Annotated in this window: 12 protein-coding genes; 5 read left to right on the forward strand and 7 right to left on the reverse strand. The window is 71.5% G+C overall.

From position 1 onward, the window contains the following. Positions 1-125: 125 nt before the first annotated feature. Positions 126-1,244 carry a GuaB3 family IMP dehydrogenase-related protein gene (locus ACQPYK_RS06380; protein WP_433251638.1) on the forward strand — a complete coding sequence of 373 codons (1,119 nt, stop codon included), beginning with the start codon at positions 126-128 and terminating at the stop codon, positions 1,242-1,244. A gap of 161 nt (positions 1,245-1,405) precedes the next feature. On the opposite strand, the gene ACQPYK_RS06385 is transcribed toward ACQPYK_RS06380, so the two are convergent. Then, positions 1,406-2,362, reverse strand: a complete 957-nt coding sequence (locus tag ACQPYK_RS06385) for a hypothetical protein (RefSeq protein WP_433251641.1) — start codon at positions 2,360-2,362, stop codon at positions 1,406-1,408. Continuing rightward, positions 2,359-2,907 (reverse strand): RNA polymerase sigma factor, encoded by a 549-nt coding sequence (locus tag ACQPYK_RS06390; protein WP_433251644.1) that lies wholly within the window; start codon positions 2,905-2,907, stop codon positions 2,359-2,361. Before ACQPYK_RS06390 ends, ACQPYK_RS06385 begins: the two co-directional genes overlap by 4 nt. A 248-nt stretch (positions 2,908-3,155) precedes the next feature. On the opposite strand from ACQPYK_RS06390, the gene ACQPYK_RS06395 reads away from it, so the two are divergent. Further along, positions 3,156-4,091: a hypothetical protein gene (locus ACQPYK_RS06395; protein WP_433251647.1), complete on the forward strand. Its 936-nt coding sequence runs from the start codon at positions 3,156-3,158 to the stop codon at positions 4,089-4,091. Here ACQPYK_RS06395 and ACQPYK_RS06400 read toward each other — a convergent pair whose 3' ends face one another. The 4 genes from ACQPYK_RS06400 to ACQPYK_RS06415 form a co-directional block, all read right to left on the reverse strand. Then, positions 4,092-4,916: a class II fructose-bisphosphate aldolase gene (locus tag ACQPYK_RS06400; RefSeq protein WP_433251650.1), complete on the reverse strand. Its 825-nt coding sequence runs from the start codon at positions 4,914-4,916 to the stop codon at positions 4,092-4,094. Between the two features lie 65 nt (positions 4,917-4,981). Continuing rightward, positions 4,982-6,052, reverse strand: coding sequence for a 1-phosphofructokinase family hexose kinase (locus tag ACQPYK_RS06405; RefSeq protein ID WP_433251653.1), 1,071 nt, complete (start codon positions 6,050-6,052; stop codon positions 4,982-4,984). Then, the gene (nagA, locus tag ACQPYK_RS06410) at positions 6,049-7,185 is read right to left on the reverse strand and encodes an N-acetylglucosamine-6-phosphate deacetylase (RefSeq protein WP_433251658.1); all 1,137 of its coding nucleotides are present in this window, start codon (positions 7,183-7,185) and stop codon (positions 6,049-6,051) included. Before nagA ends, ACQPYK_RS06405 begins: the two co-directional genes overlap by 4 nt. Positions 7,186-7,222: 37 nt before the next feature. Continuing rightward, the gene (locus tag ACQPYK_RS06415) at positions 7,223-8,095 is read right to left on the reverse strand and encodes an SIS domain-containing protein (RefSeq protein ID WP_433251661.1); all 873 of its coding nucleotides are present in this window, start codon (positions 8,093-8,095) and stop codon (positions 7,223-7,225) included. A gap of 105 nt (positions 8,096-8,200) precedes the next feature. On the opposite strand from ACQPYK_RS06415, the gene ACQPYK_RS06420 reads away from it, so the two are divergent. Together ACQPYK_RS06420 and ACQPYK_RS06425 are read left to right on the forward strand one after the other, a co-directional pair. Beyond that, positions 8,201-8,971 carry a DeoR/GlpR family DNA-binding transcription regulator gene (locus tag ACQPYK_RS06420; protein ID WP_433251664.1) on the forward strand — a complete coding sequence of 257 codons (771 nt, stop codon included), beginning with the start codon at positions 8,201-8,203 and terminating at the stop codon, positions 8,969-8,971. 186 nt (positions 8,972-9,157) lie between these two features. Continuing rightward, positions 9,158-10,894, forward strand: coding sequence for a glycerol-3-phosphate dehydrogenase/oxidase (locus ACQPYK_RS06425; protein ID WP_433251667.1), 1,737 nt, complete (start codon positions 9,158-9,160; stop codon positions 10,892-10,894). A gap of 120 nt (positions 10,895-11,014) precedes the next feature. Here the strand turns inward: ACQPYK_RS06425 and ACQPYK_RS06430 are convergent, their stop codons facing one another. Then, positions 11,015-13,189, reverse strand: coding sequence for a beta-propeller domain-containing protein (locus tag ACQPYK_RS06430; protein ID WP_433251670.1), 2,175 nt, complete (start codon positions 13,187-13,189; stop codon positions 11,015-11,017). An 86-nt stretch (positions 13,190-13,275) separates the two neighbouring features. Here ACQPYK_RS06430 and ACQPYK_RS06435 point away from each other — a divergent pair, with 86 nt between their 5' ends. Further along, a complete protein-coding gene (locus ACQPYK_RS06435; protein WP_433251673.1) occupies positions 13,276-14,841 on the forward strand; it encodes a succinic semialdehyde dehydrogenase in 1,566 nt (521 codons plus the stop codon). The last annotated feature ends 37 nt before the right edge of the window (positions 14,842-14,878 follow it).

Below are 14,878 nucleotides of genomic sequence, written 5' to 3' on the forward strand. Positions count from 1 at the left end.
GGATGTCGCGAACGACCGTCGGGGGATCCGCGCCAGGCTCGCGAGCAGGCGGGCCACAACGGCACGGTACGGCTTGCGCCCGCTTGGCGTGAGCCGTACACGCATGGAATGGGAAAAACAGACATATGACTCAGGTGGAGATCGGCCGCGGCAAGAACGGCCGTCGTGCCTACGCGCTCGATGAGATCGGCATCGTCCCGTCCCGGCGCACCCGCGACCCGGAAGAGGTCTCGATCGCTTGGCAGATCGACGCCTACCGGTTCGACCTGCCCGTCGTGGTGAGCCCGATGGACAGCGTGGTCTCGCCCAAGACCGCGATCGAGGTCGGCCGGCTCGGCGGTCTCGCCGTGCTCGACCTCGAAGGTCTGTGGACCCGCTACGAGGACCCGACGCCGCTGCTGGCGGAGGTGGCCGAGCTGAAGGGCGAGGCCGCCACCAGGCGGCTCCAGGAGATCTACGACGCGCCGATCAAGGATGAGCTGATCGGCCGCCGGATCGAGGAGATCCGCGCCGCCGGGGTGACCACCGCCGTGCGCCTGTCCCCGCAGCGCACGGTCCAGCACCACAAGGCCGTCATCGACGCGGGCGTGGACATCTTCGTGATCCGCGGCACCACGGTCTCCGCCGAACACGTCTCCAGCCGGGCCGAGCCGCTGAACCTCAAGCAGTTCATCTACGAGCTCGACGTTCCGGTGATCGTCGGCGGCTGCGCCACCTACACCGCGGCGCTGCACCTGATGCGGACCGGCGCGGCCGGCGTGCTCGTCGGCTTCGGCGGCGGCGCCTCGCACACGACCCGCACGGTGCTGGGCGTGGTGGTGCCGATGGCCACCGCGATCTCCGACGTGGCCGCGGCCCGTCGCGACTACATGGACGAGTCCGGCGGCCGCTACGTCCACGTCATCGCCGACGGCGGCATGGGCACCTCCGGCGACATCGCCAAGGCGATCGCCTGCGGCGCCGACGCTGTCATGGTCGGCTCGCCGCTGGCCAGGGCCGTCGAGGCCCCCGGCCACGGCTTCCACTGGGGCTCGGAGGCGCAGCACCCCGAGCTGCCCCGGGGCAAGCGGGTCGAGTTCGGCACGGTCGGCACGCTGGAGCAGATCCTGCACGGCCCCTCCTCGGTGGCCGACGGCTCGATGAACCTGATGGGCGCGCTCAAGCGCACGATGGCCACCGCCGGATACTCCGATCTGAAGGAGTTTCAGCGGGTCGAGGTCGTCGTCGCCCCGCACACCGCCTGACGCCGGCCGTCCCCGGCGTGCGGACGCCCGGCCCCGTCGGGGCCGGGCGTCCGCCGTTACGGCCGGGGAAACACCGCCTCGGACGCGGCGGGAGGCGGCGGGGCAAGCGGTCCGCGGCCCGCCGGGCAAGCGGGCCGTAGAGTCGCACGGCAGGTTCGCGGCTAGTCCTTGATGACGTTGTCGCGCGGTCCGCCGTAGACCGGGTTCCTGTCGTAGCGCTTGTCGGTGACGAGCAGGCGGACCGTGTCCGAGGCGGCTTCCTCCGCCTCCCAGACGATCCAGTCCTTGCCGACGGGAGTGTGCTGCCTGTCCGGGTCTATGCCGAAGCCGCCCGGGTTTCCGGGGCCGATGCTCATGACCAGATAGGTGACCTTCAGGCCGCGCTTCTCGATCTCCGGCAGGACCTCGCCCACGGTCTTCTCATCCACCCGATATCCGGCGAGCAGACGGCCCTTGGTGGTGGCGAGAGACCCTCCTCCGTCCTCGTCGTAGGCCTCTCCGGGATCGGCCTGGCGTCCCAGCCTGAGATAGGCCTTCCCGGTGAGGTCCGCCGGAACGTGGAGCTCCAGATAGCAGCCCTTCTGCTGCGCCCTGCACGATTTCCCGTCGCGATCCACCATGCCGGAGGGAGAGGTCCACTTCTTCCCGGATTCGCGGACGCCACCCTCGATCCCTGTCACTTCCTGACCCACTTTGTCCGGTGCCACCGGGACAAGGCGCACGTCGACGTCCAAGCCGAGCGCCTTGAAAGCCTCGTGGTACTTCTCGTGTTCGGCGTAGGGGTCCTTGATGCGGGCGACGTACTCGTCGCCCTCCCGCCTGATCTCGATCTCCGAGCTGGCGTAGGAGATCGCCGTGCCACGGCCGCCCTCCAGCAGGCTCGGGCCGACCACGACGCCCGTGGCGAGCACGGCGACGGCGGCCAGGCCCAACACCAGCCGGCGGGGACCGTAGCGGCGGGCACGGCGCGGCTCGGTGACGGCCGTGCCGGGCTCCTCGGCCGTGATCGAGGCCAGTAGCGTCCGGGCCCCCGCGCCGGACGGGCGGCCTCCCGGCTTTCCGGGCTCGACCCGGGCCAGTGGTCTCATCGTCGCTTCGATCTCGTCGATGTCCTTCACAGCGACCTCTCCGCCGGCACCAGCCGGCTTTCTGCCGGGAAGCGGACGTCCGCTTCGGCGAGCGCGCGGGAAAAGCGCTTGCGGGCGCGGTGCAGTCTGATGCGTACGGCATTGCGCGACAGGCCGAGCGTCGTGGCGATCTGCTCGCGGTCCAGGCCTTCCCAGGCGACCAGCGACAGCAGCTCGCGGTCGTCGTCGGTGAGGGTGCGGAACACCTGGGTGATCGCCTTCAGCTCGACCCCGCTGTCGGGGGACTCCCCGTAGAGGTCGGCCATCTCGGCGTCGAGCTCGATGCTGCGCGCCTGGCGGCGGACCTCGCCGCGGCGGTGGTTGGCGAGCACCCTGCGTGCCACGCCGTACAGCCACGGTGTGGCCTCTTCCCCCGCCGGTAGCTCGTCCATCCGCCGCCAGGCGACGGTGAAGGTCTCGGCCACCACGTCCGCCGCGTCCTGCGGCGAGTCGCAGCGGCGCGCGGCGTACGCCGTGATCTGGCCGTATGTCTCCCGGTAGACGGCCTCGAACCTGGCCAGCCGTTCGTCATCCATGGGCGGTTCCCATGCCCGGTCTCCTTGGTGAGTGCGAAATGCGGACACTCTTCCTATGTGCGGGGTGAACCCATCATTTCTCGTCAACCCCCAAGGATTTTCCGTGTGTCGAAAGCGCGCTCGGGCGTTCCGGCGTGAGTCCGGCGCTTCGCGCGGCGGTGTGGTGGAGGGGGGTGGGTGGTGTGCAGGGGGGCAGCGGAGAGGCTCGCGAAAGTGACGTATGGGGGAAAATCTGTGAATATTCCCATGTGTCGGATGATCGCGAGCTCCGGGTCGCTCTCAGCGAGGGCCCTTTCCACGTCGCGCTCCGCGCCGCGGTGGAGGCGCGCGGCCTGACCCTCGACCGGCTCCGTCAGCGCCTGCAAGAGCGCGGCCTACGGGTCGGGATGACGAGCCTGAGCTACTGGCAGCAGGGCCTGCGCCGTCCTGAGCGGCCCGAGTCGCTGCGCGCCGTTCGCGCGCTGGAGGAGATCCTCATCCTGCCGCCGCGCTCGCTGATGGGACTGCTCGGCCCGCCCCGGCCGCGCGGCCGAGGCCAGAGCGCCGCGTCGCAGCCGGGCGAGACGCCCTACTCCTCGATCATGGGTCCCGCCCGGGCCCTGTCGACCCTGCTGCACGAACTGGACGGGGTGGCCGACGACCGGCGGCTGCACATCGCCGGGATGTACGAGTCGCTGCGGATCGGGGCGGACCGCAGCACCACCCGGCGCGAGACGCTCCAGGTGGTGCAGGCGCACGAGGACGCCGCCGACCGCTACATCATGGTCTACCGGGGCGACATCGGCTGCGACGTGGAGCGCGTGCGGATCCGGGCGCTGGAGGACTGCAGGGTCGGCCGGGTCCGCCGCGACGGGCCGACCGCCCTGGTGGTGGCCGAGCTGCTGTTCGACCGGGCGCTGCGAACCGGTGACACGCAGGTGATCCGCTACGAGCTGGCCGACCCGAGCGGCGTGGAGACCACCGAGTACGAACGGGGCTTCCGCTTCCCGGCCGGCCAGTACATGCTCCGGGTGAGCTTCGACCCCGGGGCCCTGCCGGTCGGCGTCCGCCGCTTCGCCCGCGACGACTCCGCCGCGGGCGAGCGGGACCAGGGAGAGCTCAGGCTCAACGCCCACCACGCGGTCCACCTGGTGACCGGCTCGCTCCAGCCCGGCCTGATCGGCATTCGCTGGAAATGGTCCTGATCAGCCCGCGAGGACGCCGAGAAGACGGGTGACCTCGGTGGCGACGGCCGTACGGCCCGCTCCGACGTACTTGCGGGAGTCCACCACCTTCTCGTCGGCCGCCAGGTGGTCGCGGATCGCACGGGTGAAGGTCTTGTTGAGGTGTGTGGAGATGTTGATCTTCTTCATGCCGTGCCGTACGGCGGCGCGCAGGGTCTCGTCCGGCACGCCCGAGGAGCCGTGGAGCACCAGCGGGACCGGGACCGCGGCGTGCAGGGCGGCGATCAGCTCCAGGTCGAGGACGGCGTCCCTGGTCGTCATGGCGTGGGAGCTGCCCACGGCCACGGCCAGCGCGTCCACGCCTGTCCTGGCCACGTAGTCCACGGCCTCGTGCGGCTTGGTCCGCACGCCGGGCGCGTGCACCCCGTCCTTGCCGCCGACCTCGCCCAGCTCGGCCTCCACCCACACGCCCCGTCGGTGGCACAGAGCGGCGATCTCGGCCGTGAGCGCCACGTTCTCCTCGTCGGGCAGCGCCGAGGCGTCGAACATCACCGAGCCCAGCCCGAGCTCCACGGCCTCCTCGACGAGCGCGCGGTCCGTGGCGTGGTCGAGGTGCACGGCCACCGGCACCGACGCCGCCCCGGCCACCGCGAGCGAGGCGGCCGCGATCGGGGCGAGGGCGCCGTGGAAACGGACGCAGTTCTCGCTGATCTGCAGCACGACGGGCGTGCCCGCGGCCTCCGCGCCCGCGACGATCGCCTCGGCGTGCTCCAGCTGGATGACGTTGAACGCGCCGACGCCCGCCGGAACGTCACGGATGATGGCGCCGATACCGACAACAGGCATGATGGCCCTTTCATATGGAGATGACCGGCTATGGATCACCGGTTAGTTGTGGGGCTCCGGGACGCCTACGGGCGCGCGGGCTCCACCCGGATCTCGGGGTGGATTCTCCGGAACGTCTCCCGGTCGAAGTCGCCTGCGACCGGGGCGGCCACCGCCGCCGCGCCGAGGGCGGCCGCGCGGCGCAGCCGCTCGGGCCAGGGCGTGCCCTCCACCAGGCCCAGCGCCAGCCCCGCGACGAGTGCGTCACCGGCACCCGTCGGGTTCCCCTCCACCCGGTACGGCATGGCGGCCCGCCAGGCCCCGGCGGAGGTCACGGCCAGCAGCCCGCCGGCGCCGAGGGAGACCACGACCGCCTCCGCCCCGCCGCGCCGCAGCGTCTCGGCTCCCGCGAAGGCCTCGTCGGGCCCGGCGACCGGTTCCGTTGCCGTAGGGCTCTCCCTGGAGCCGTTCGGGCCGTCCTCACGGGCGGCGGCCAGGGCGCGGGCCAGTTCCTCGGCGTTGGGCTTGACGATCGTGGGGCGGCCCGCGGGGGCGTGCCTGAGCGGCTCGCCGTCGGCGTCCACGATCGCCGGGACGCCCCGCTCGCGGGCCCGGGCGGCGAGTTCGGCGTAGAAGGCGTCAGGCACGCCGGGGGGCAGGCTGCCGGAGATCACGACCGCCTCGACCCGGTCGAGCCGCGTGTCGTAGTCCCGCAGGAAGCGCTCCAGCTCCTGCTCGGTCACCGGCGGGCCGGGCTCGTTGAACAGCGCCGTGCGCCACGCGGTCCGTCCGCCGTCACCGCCGTCACCGTCGGGGGCGGACACACCGGACGGGACGGGGCCGAGGTCGGAGACGGCCAGGGTGGCGCGTGTCTCGGCGGCGATGGGGGTGAGGGCGGCGGGCAGGCCCGCCGCCGCGAGGTCGGCCTCGGCCGCGCGGCCGTTCAGGCCGCCCGTCAGACCGGTGACGAGCACGTTCCGGCCGAGGGCGGCCAGCACCCTGGCCACGTTGACTCCCTTGCCACCCGCTCGCCGGTGCACGCCCCGCACCCGGTTGACGCCGTCCCAGTCGACGCCGTCGGCCACATAGGTGACATCGAGGGCCAGGTTCAGCGTGACGGTGAGGATGGTGCCGTGTGCGGCGGGCGAGGGGCTCATGAGGGCTCTGTGATCCAGCTTCCGTGCTTCATGACACCGGCGACCTCAAGGTCGTCGGTGAGCACCACCAGGTCGGCTTGCTTGCCGACGGAGACGGAGCCGAGGCGGTCGGCGAGGCCGAGCACCCGGGCGGGGGTGAGCGAGGCGATCTCGGCCGCCTCCGGCAGCGACAGCCCGACCTGCCGGACGCTGCGCCGGAACGCGACGTCCATGGTCAGGGTGCTGCCCGCGATGGAGCCGCCCTCGGCCAGCCGGGCGACGCCGTCCACGACGTCGACCTTCATCGGGCCGAGCCCGTACACGCCGTCGCCCATGCCGGCCGCCGCCATCGCGTCGGTGATCAGCACGGTCCGGCCGGGGCCGGCGACGTCGTAGGCCAGGCGCATCATCGCGGGATGCACGTGCACGCCGTCGTTGATCAGCTCGATCGTGACGCGCTCGTCCTCCAGCAGCGCGGCGATCGGGCCGGGTTCGCGGTGGTGCAGCGGCGGCATCGCGTTGTAGAGGTGGGTGGCGACGCTGCCGCCGGCGTCGATTCCCGCGATGGTCTGTTCGTAGGTGGCGTCGCTGTGCCCGAGCGCGGCGATCACGTTGTTCGCGACCGCCTCCCGGATGGTGTCCAGGGCACCGGGCAGCTCGGTGGCGATGGTGAGCATCCGCACGTGGCCGCGCCCGGCCTTGAGCAGGCCGGCGAACTCCTGCGGCGAGGGCTCGCGCAGCAGCCCCGGATCGTGCGCGCCGCAGCGGGCCCTGGAGATGTAGGGGCCCTCGAAGTGGATTCCGGCCAGCAGGCCGTCCTCGCACAGGTCGGCGAGCGAGGAGGCCGCCGCGGCCAGGTCGTCCAGGGCCGCGGTGACCAGGCTGGCCATGAGCGTGGTGGTGCCGTGCCGGGTGTGCAGGGCGGCGATCCGGGCCGCCTGGTCCGGATCGCCGGTGGGGAAGGAACCGCCCGCCCCGCCGTGGTTGTGGATGTCGACGAAACCCGGCACGACGTATCGGCCCGCGAGGCTGTGACCCGCCCCGGGGGCGGATCCCTGGCCCACGTGGGTGATGCGGCCGTCTTCTATGGTGAGCCAGCCTTCGTGGACACCTTCGGGGGTCACGATACGGGCGTCGGCGAGTGTGATGCTCATGGCACTATCCTCTCCGGTTCTCGTCGAGGACCGGCCGTCAGGCGGAGAGGATCACCGACCTGGTGAGGTGGAGCGGCTCGTCGGGGTTGAGCCCCCGGGCGTGCGCCCGGGCCACTGCCACCCGCTGGACCCGGATGAGCTCGGCCATCGGGTCGAGGGCGCTCTCCACGAACGACCCGCCGGCGGCCTCGACCTCGCCGCGCAGCCCCTGGGGGGCCTCGCCGAGCATCCAGGTGATCCGGTCGGGCCCGGCGATGCTGATCGGACCGTGCCGGTATTCCATCGCCGGGTAGGACTCGGTCCACGCCCGGCAGGCCTCGCGCATCTTCAGCCCGGCCTCTAGGGCCAGGCCGTACGTCCAGCCGCGGCCCAGGAACGTGAACTGCTCGGCGGCGAGCAGCTCGGCGGGCAGCGGTTCGGCGACCGCGCGCTCGGCGTCGGCGATCGCGGCGGTCAGGTCCTCGCCGAGGTGGGCGCGGAGCAGGGCCAGCTGGGTGGTGGCGAACCGGGTCTGCACGACCGACTTCTCGTCGGCGAAGTCGAGCACCACGACCTGGTCGGCGAGTGTCATGACCGGAGTGCCCGGGTCGGCGGTGATCGCGCTGGTCCTGGTGCCGGTGTTCCTGAGCACCTCCAGCACCTCGGTGGTGGTGCCCGACCGGGTCAGCGCGAGCACCCGGTCGTAGGAGCGGCCGGCCGGGACCTCGGACGCGGCGAACGCGTCGGTCTCGCCGTGCCCGGCGCGCTCGCGCAGGACCGCGTAGGCCTGGGCGATGAACCAGGAGGTGCCGCAGCCGATGACGGCCACGCGCTCCCCTCGCTGGGGGAGCGCGTCGGCCGACACCTCGCTGACGGCGCGGCGCCAGCAATCCGGCTGGGACGCGATCTCGGCTTCGGTGTACGTGGTCACGACGTGCCTCCCCGACTCTGCTTCGTTTATGAGTGATTTATACCAAAAATGAGCAGGTTTGTGCAGAGGTATGTTTTGATTCGTTACTGTGCCACGCTGTTCACCGTGAGTCGATACGAACGCTGGAACGCGATCCTCGAACTACTCTCGCAAGAGGGGCGCCTGTCGGTGGAGCAGGCGGCCGAGGCACTCGTCGTCTCCACCGCCACGATCCGCCGTGACTTCGACCAGCTCGCCCAGCAGCAGATGCTCATGCGCACGCGCGGCGGCGCCGTCGCCCAGAGCGTGAGCTACGACCTGCCGCTGCGTTACAAGACGGCGCGCCACGCGGGGGAGAAGCAGCGGATCGCCGAGGCCGCGGCCGAGCTGGTGACGTACGGCGCGATCGTCGGGATGAACGGCGGCACGACCACCTCGGAGGTGGCGCGGGCGCTGGCCTTGCGGGCCGATCCGGAGGCCGGCTTCACCATCGTCACCAACGCGCTGAACATCGCCGCGGAGCTCATCGTGCGGCAGCACGTCAAGGTCGTGCTGACCGGCGGCGTGGCCAGGCCGCAGTCGTACGAGCTGATCGGCCCGCTGGCGTCGGGAGTGCTGGAGCAGGTCACGCTCGACATCGCGTTCCTCGGGGTGGACGCCATCGACGCCGAGGCGGGCGCCTCGGCCCACCACGAGGGCGAGGCCAGCGTCAACAACCTGCTGATCAGCCGGGCCTCCCAGGTCGTCGTGGTCGCCGACGCCTCCAAGGTCGGCCGCCGCGCCTTCGCCCGCATCTGCCCGATCGGCGCGATCAGCACGCTGATCACCGACGAGGCCCTCTCCGAGGAGGCCGCGGCCCGCTTCACCGACGTCGGCGTCAAGGTGATCCGCGCCTGAGCCCGGCCGGCGGGAGAGACCGTCCCGGCCGGAGGGCGGCGTGCGGTGGCTCCGCGAGATGTCCGCTGTTCACCGATGGTGTGGCGGGAATCTCGCCGCCGTTCGCTACCCACCGGTAATGATGCCTAGGGTGGGTGGGTAGATACCTGACGCAAGGTGACAACCCGTACTCCAGGGGGATGCAGCATGACGGCGCGAATGGGCACGGCACGGCTCGGTCCTGCCGAGCGAACCGCCGCACTGACGCAGATGGGCGCTCAGGAACTCGACGTGGTGGTGATCGGCGGCGGTGTCGTCGGCGCCGGAGTCGCGCTGGACGCGACGACCCGGGGACTGAGCGTGGGGCTGCTGGAGGCGCGCGACTTCGCCTCGGGCACCTCGTCCCGATCGTCCAAGCTGATCCATGGTGGCCTGCGCTATCTGGAGCAGCTCAACTTCGACCTGGTCAGGGAGGCGCTTCAGGAGCGGGCCCTGCTGTTGCAGCGGATCGCCCCGCACCTGGTCCGGCCGGTGCCGTTCCTGTTCCCGCTCACCCACCTCGGCTGGGAACGGCCGTACGTCGGGGCGGGCCTGGTGATGTACGACTCGCTGGGCTTCTCCTTCGGCTTCACCCGGGGCGTGCCCGGGCACCGGCACCTGTCACGCAGCAGGGCGCTGCGGCTGGCGCCCTCGTTGCGGCGAGCCGCCTTCTCCGGCGCGGTGCAGTACTGGGACGCCCAGGTGGACGACGCCCGCTACGTGATGACCATGCTCCGGACCGCCTCCTCCTACGGGGCCCACGTGGCCTCACGAGCCCAGGTGGTGGGCTTCCTGCGGGAGGGCGAGCGGGTCACCGGGGTTCGGGTGCGGGACCTGGAGGCCGGAACCGAGATGGACGTGCGGGCCCGGCAGGTGGTCAACGCCACGGGGGTGTGGACCGACGACATCCAGGAACTGGTCGGCGGACGGGGGCAGATGCACGTCCGCGCGTCCAAGGGCATTCACCTGGTCGTCCCGCGGGACCGCATCCACTCCCTCACCGGGATCATCCTGCGCACCGAGAAGTCGGTGCTGTTCGTGATCCCCTGGGGGCGCCACTGGATCATCGGGACCACCGACACCCGCTGGGACCTGGACCGTGCCCATCCGGCGGCCTCCCGCTCGGACATCGACTACGTCCTGGAACACGTGAACGCGGTGCTGTCGGTGCCGCTCACCCGCGACGACGTCGAGGGCGTCTACGCGGGGCTGCGGCCGTTGCTGTCGGGGGAGTCGGAGGAGACGTCCAAGCTCTCCCGCGAGCACATGGTGGCCCACCCGGTGCCCGGGCTGGTCATGGTGGCCGGAGGGAAGTACACGACCTACCGGGTCATGGCGCAGGACGCGGTGGACGCGGTGGCGCACGGGCTGGACCAGCGGGTGCCGCCCTCGTGCACGGACCGGATCCCGCTGGCCGGGGCGGAGGGATACCAGGCGCTGTGGAACGCCCGGCAGCGGCTGGCCCACTCGTCCGGGCTGCACGTGGCGCGGATCGAGCACCTGCTGCAGCGGTACGGTTCGATGATCGACGAGGTGCTCGCGCTGATCGAGGCGGACTCGTCGCTGGCCCTCCCGCTGGCCGGAGCGGACGACTATCTGCGGGCGGAGATCGTCTACGCCGCCACCCACGAGGGCGCCCGCCATCTGAACGACGTGCTGGCCCGGCGCACCCACATCTCGATCGAGACCTTCCACCGGGGCCTGGGCGTGGTCGAGGAGGCGGCCGAGCTGCTCGCCGGGCCGCTGGGGTGGGACGACGAGCAGGTCAAGCGTGAGGTGGAGTACTACACCAAGCGCGTCGAGGCCGAGCGTCTGTCCCAGGAGCAGGACACCGACCAGGAGGCCGACGCGATCCGCCTCGGCGCACCCGACGTCGTTCCCGTCGCCAACCCCGAGAAGGTGTGAGTACGGCTCCCGCCGCGAAGGCGGGAGCCGTGTCCGACGGGCCCTGTGTCCGACGGGCCCCGTGTCCGGCGGGCCCCGTGTCCGACAGGGCCCGGGCCCGGCGAGGCCGGGCTCGACGGGTCAGTCGAAGGGGATCCAGGCCTGGTCGCCGAGGTCGGTGATGTCGCTGACCTTCAGGCCGAGGTCCGAGACCGTCCAGATGCTGTCGCCGATGACGATGGAGCGGCGGATGCCCGGGTCGAAGGGGGCGAAGCGGGTGTTGCCGGTGGGCTTGGGCTTGGGGTGGACGATGGTGCCGGTCCTGGTGACGGCGGAGTCGCCGATGTTGAGGACGAGCGCGGTGCCGTTGGTCTGCTCGGTGCCGTCCCAGGTGTTCAGCGGGATGACCGCGGTGCCCGTCTTGGCCCAGTAAAGGAAGGCGTGCGGGTCCCACTCGGCCTCGGAGCCGGAGTCTTTCTGGAACATCTGCGACAGGCGGCGCGGGTTGGCCGGGTCGCTGACGTCGAACAGCGAGACCTGGGTGCCCAGTGTGCGGCCCTGCTCGCTCGCCTCCTGCCCGAGGCCGATCAGCCGTCCGTCGCCCGCCGGATGCAGATAGGCGGAGTATCCGGTGATCTTCAGCTCGCCGGTCTTCCTCGGGGCCGCGGGGTCGCGCAGATCGAGGGTGTAGAGCGGGTCCACCTGCTTGAACGTCACCACGTAGCCGACCGGGCCGATGAACCGGACCGAGTAGATCCGCTCGCCGTCGCCCAGGCCGTCGATCTCGCCGGTCTTGGTCAGGGTGTCGGACTTGAGCACGTAGACGGCGCTGGAGCTGCGCTGCCCCGTGGTGGAGAAGGAGTTGGAGGTGGTGGCGACCCGCAGGTACCCCTCGTGCTCCGACAGGGAGTACTGGTTGAGCAGCCGGCCGGGCACCTTCCCCGAGGCGACGTAGCGGGGGGCGCCGGGGGCGGTGAGGTCGAACCGGTGGACCTCGGTCTCCTCGGGCGGCTCGACCGGCGTCTTCGCGGGCTCGGGAGTCGGCGATGAGGTCGCGGGGGAGCCGGTCGGCGCCGGGGTGGCGGTCGTCGAGGGGTCCGGGGCGGGCGTCGCAGGAGTCGAGTCGGCCGGGGTGGGGGAGGCGGGCTCCGGGGTGGCGGTCACCGGCGGCTCCGTCGGTGTCGGCTCGACCTGCGGGGCCTGCGCGGTGGCCGTGATCGCCGTTGCCTCACCGCCCTGCGAGGTCTGCGGGGCGGACGTCGGCGCGTCCTCGACCACCGACGGCTCGATCGGCCGGGGCCACCACCAGCGCGGGTTGCTGGTCACGTACAGGCTGGAGCCGGTGCCGTAGACCGTGTCGCCGTCGGCCGCCACGCTGATCGGCGCGGTCTCGGCGAATCCCCGGGACAGGTCGAAGCTGTGCACGGTCAGCAGTGACGTGCCGGTGTATTCCGCGGGGTGGGTGATCTGGTCGCACCTGACCGAGCCGGTCGAGGTCGCGCCCTCGGCGTTCGTCGTCTCGAACTTCGGCAGCCACGCCTCGATCGGCGCCTTCTTCACGACCTCCACGTTCCGGCGGGTCCGCTCGTTCTCCGAGAGGTCGGGACTGGGGTCGGGGAAGTTGATCTCGGGCTGGCTGCGGACCACGACCCGGACGGTCGAGCCGACCATCCTGGCGTCAACGTGGGAGCCGTTCGGTGTGAGCGAGCCGATCACCTTCGGCTTGCCGGACAGGTCGACCAGGACGTAACGCGGCCCCGGGCTCGCGGCCCGCTTGGCCATCGCGCCGAACGGGATGATCCCGCCGCCGGAGAACAGCACCAGTGCCCGGTCCCCGCTGACCAGCAGGTCTGCCGGGGCCCACGCCTGCTCGGCGTCCACCAGCCGGAGCGTGCCGGTGACCTTCCTGGTCGCGGTGTCCACCACCCGCAGCACGCCGCGGTTGACGGTGATCACGCGGTTGCCGTCGGTCTTCACCAGATCCGGCTCATCGACCCCGGCCTCGTGCACGTTCGTGGTCGAGTGCTCGGGCGCCGCGCCCCCGGCGTCGTCCGTGGCCGTGGCCGCGTCTGCGCGTTTCTCCATGTACATGATCTGTGGCCCGCCCAGGCCCCAGGGCCCGACGCTCTTGGCCGTCGCCGCCCGCAGCCCGGCGAGCATGTCGTCGCAGCCGGTGTAGGAGACCAGCTTGATGTTCCCCAGGTCGACCGGCGTCGTACGGCTCGCACCGGATTTCGACTCCGTCGAGCTGCACGCCGTGGCGAGCAGGGCGGCGGCGAGGGTGACGGCGCCGGCCGTACGAATCGATGTCCTCATGCCCCTACGACGGATCGCAATCATGTCCGGTTCAACCCGTTACCGACCAGTAGCCACAGGTGGCCACCCCAGAATATTCTTCGAGCATGGCTGTCACTCTTGGAGCTACCCGGACACTCGACCCGAACATGATCGAACGCGTCGTCCGGCAGGTGACCTCCAGCGGCAAGACGCAGGCGATCACCGCGCCCTTCACCGGCGAGCCCCTCGCCGAACTGCCCGTCTCCACCGCCGAGGACGTCCGCGCCGCCCACGCCAAGGCTCGCGCGGCACGCGAGGCCTGGGCCGCGCTGCCGGTGCGCGAGCGGATCAAACCCTTCCTGCGCCTGCACGACGCCATCCTCGACCGGCGCGAGGAGATCCTCGACGTGGTCCAGTGGGAGACCGGCAAGGCCCGCCGGCACGCCTTCGAGGAGGTCCTCGACGTGGCGGGCTGCACGCTCTACTACGTACGGCGGGCACCGGGCCTGCTGGAGCCCAGGCGCCGCGCGGGCATCTTCCCCATCGCGACGAAGACGGTCGAGACGCGCCGGCCCAAGGGAACGGTGGCGCTGATCTCCCCGTGGAACTACCCCCTTTCGCTCGGCGTCACCGACGTCGTCCCGGCCCTGCTGGCCGGCAACGCCGTGGTCCACAAGCCGGACACCCAGACCGCGCTGTCCACGCTGTGGACGATCGACCTGCTGGTCTCCCTCGGGATGCCCCGCGAGATCTGGCAGGTCGTGCTCGGCGATCCGGCCGAGGTCGGCGACGCGCTGCTCGACGGCGCCGACTACGTGGCGTTCACGGGCTCGACCCGGGGCGGCCGGAAGATCGCCGAGGAGGCGGCCAGGCGGCTGATCGGCTGCTCCCTGGAGCTCGGCGGCAAGAACCCGATGGTCGTCCTCGACGACGCCGACCTGGACGTGGCCGCGCAGGGCGCGCTGCGCGCCTGCTTCACCAACGCCGGGCAGCTGTGCATCTCCATCGAGCGGCTCTACGTGCACGAGGCCGTGCACGACGCGTTCGTGGAGAAGTTCGTCCGCCAGGCCCGCAACATGAAGCTCGGCGCGGGGCTCGACTGGAGCGTGCAGATGGGCTCGCTCACCTCCCGGCGCCAGCTCGACGCGGTCAGCGCCCACGTCGACGACGCCGTCGCGAAGGGGGCCGAGGTCCTCGCCGGTGGGAAGGCTCGCCCGGACGTGGGCCCGCTGTTCTACGAGCCCACGATCCTGGCCGGCGTGGACGAGAACATGGATCTGTGCCGGGAGGAGACCTTCGGCCCGGTCGTCGCGATCTACCGGTTCTCCGGCGAGGACGAGGCGGTCGAGAAGGCCAACGACACCGCCTACGGTCTCAACGCCTCCGTCTGGACCCGCGACCTGGCCCGCGGCCGCGCGCTGGCCTCCCGGATCAAGGCCGGAACCGTCAACATCAACGAGGGGTACGGCTCGGCCTACGCCTCCTACGACGCCCCGATGGGGGGCATGAAGTCCTCCGGCCTGGGCCGTCGCCACGGCGCCGAGGGCCTGCTGAAATACACCGAGGTGCAGACCATCTCCAGCCAGGCGTCCTGGATGGGCTTCGAACCGATCCTCGGCATGACCTACGACAAGTACGCCGACACCCTGTCTGGCCTGCTCAAGACCATGAAGAAGCTCCACCTGAAGTGAGGCCCACGACCTGAAGTGAGGCCCACGGCCGCCGGGG

This window comes from Streptosporangium sp. CA-135522 (assembly GCF_050949235.1).
Taxonomy (GTDB): Bacteria; Actinomycetota; Actinomycetes; order Streptosporangiales; family Streptosporangiaceae; genus Streptosporangium.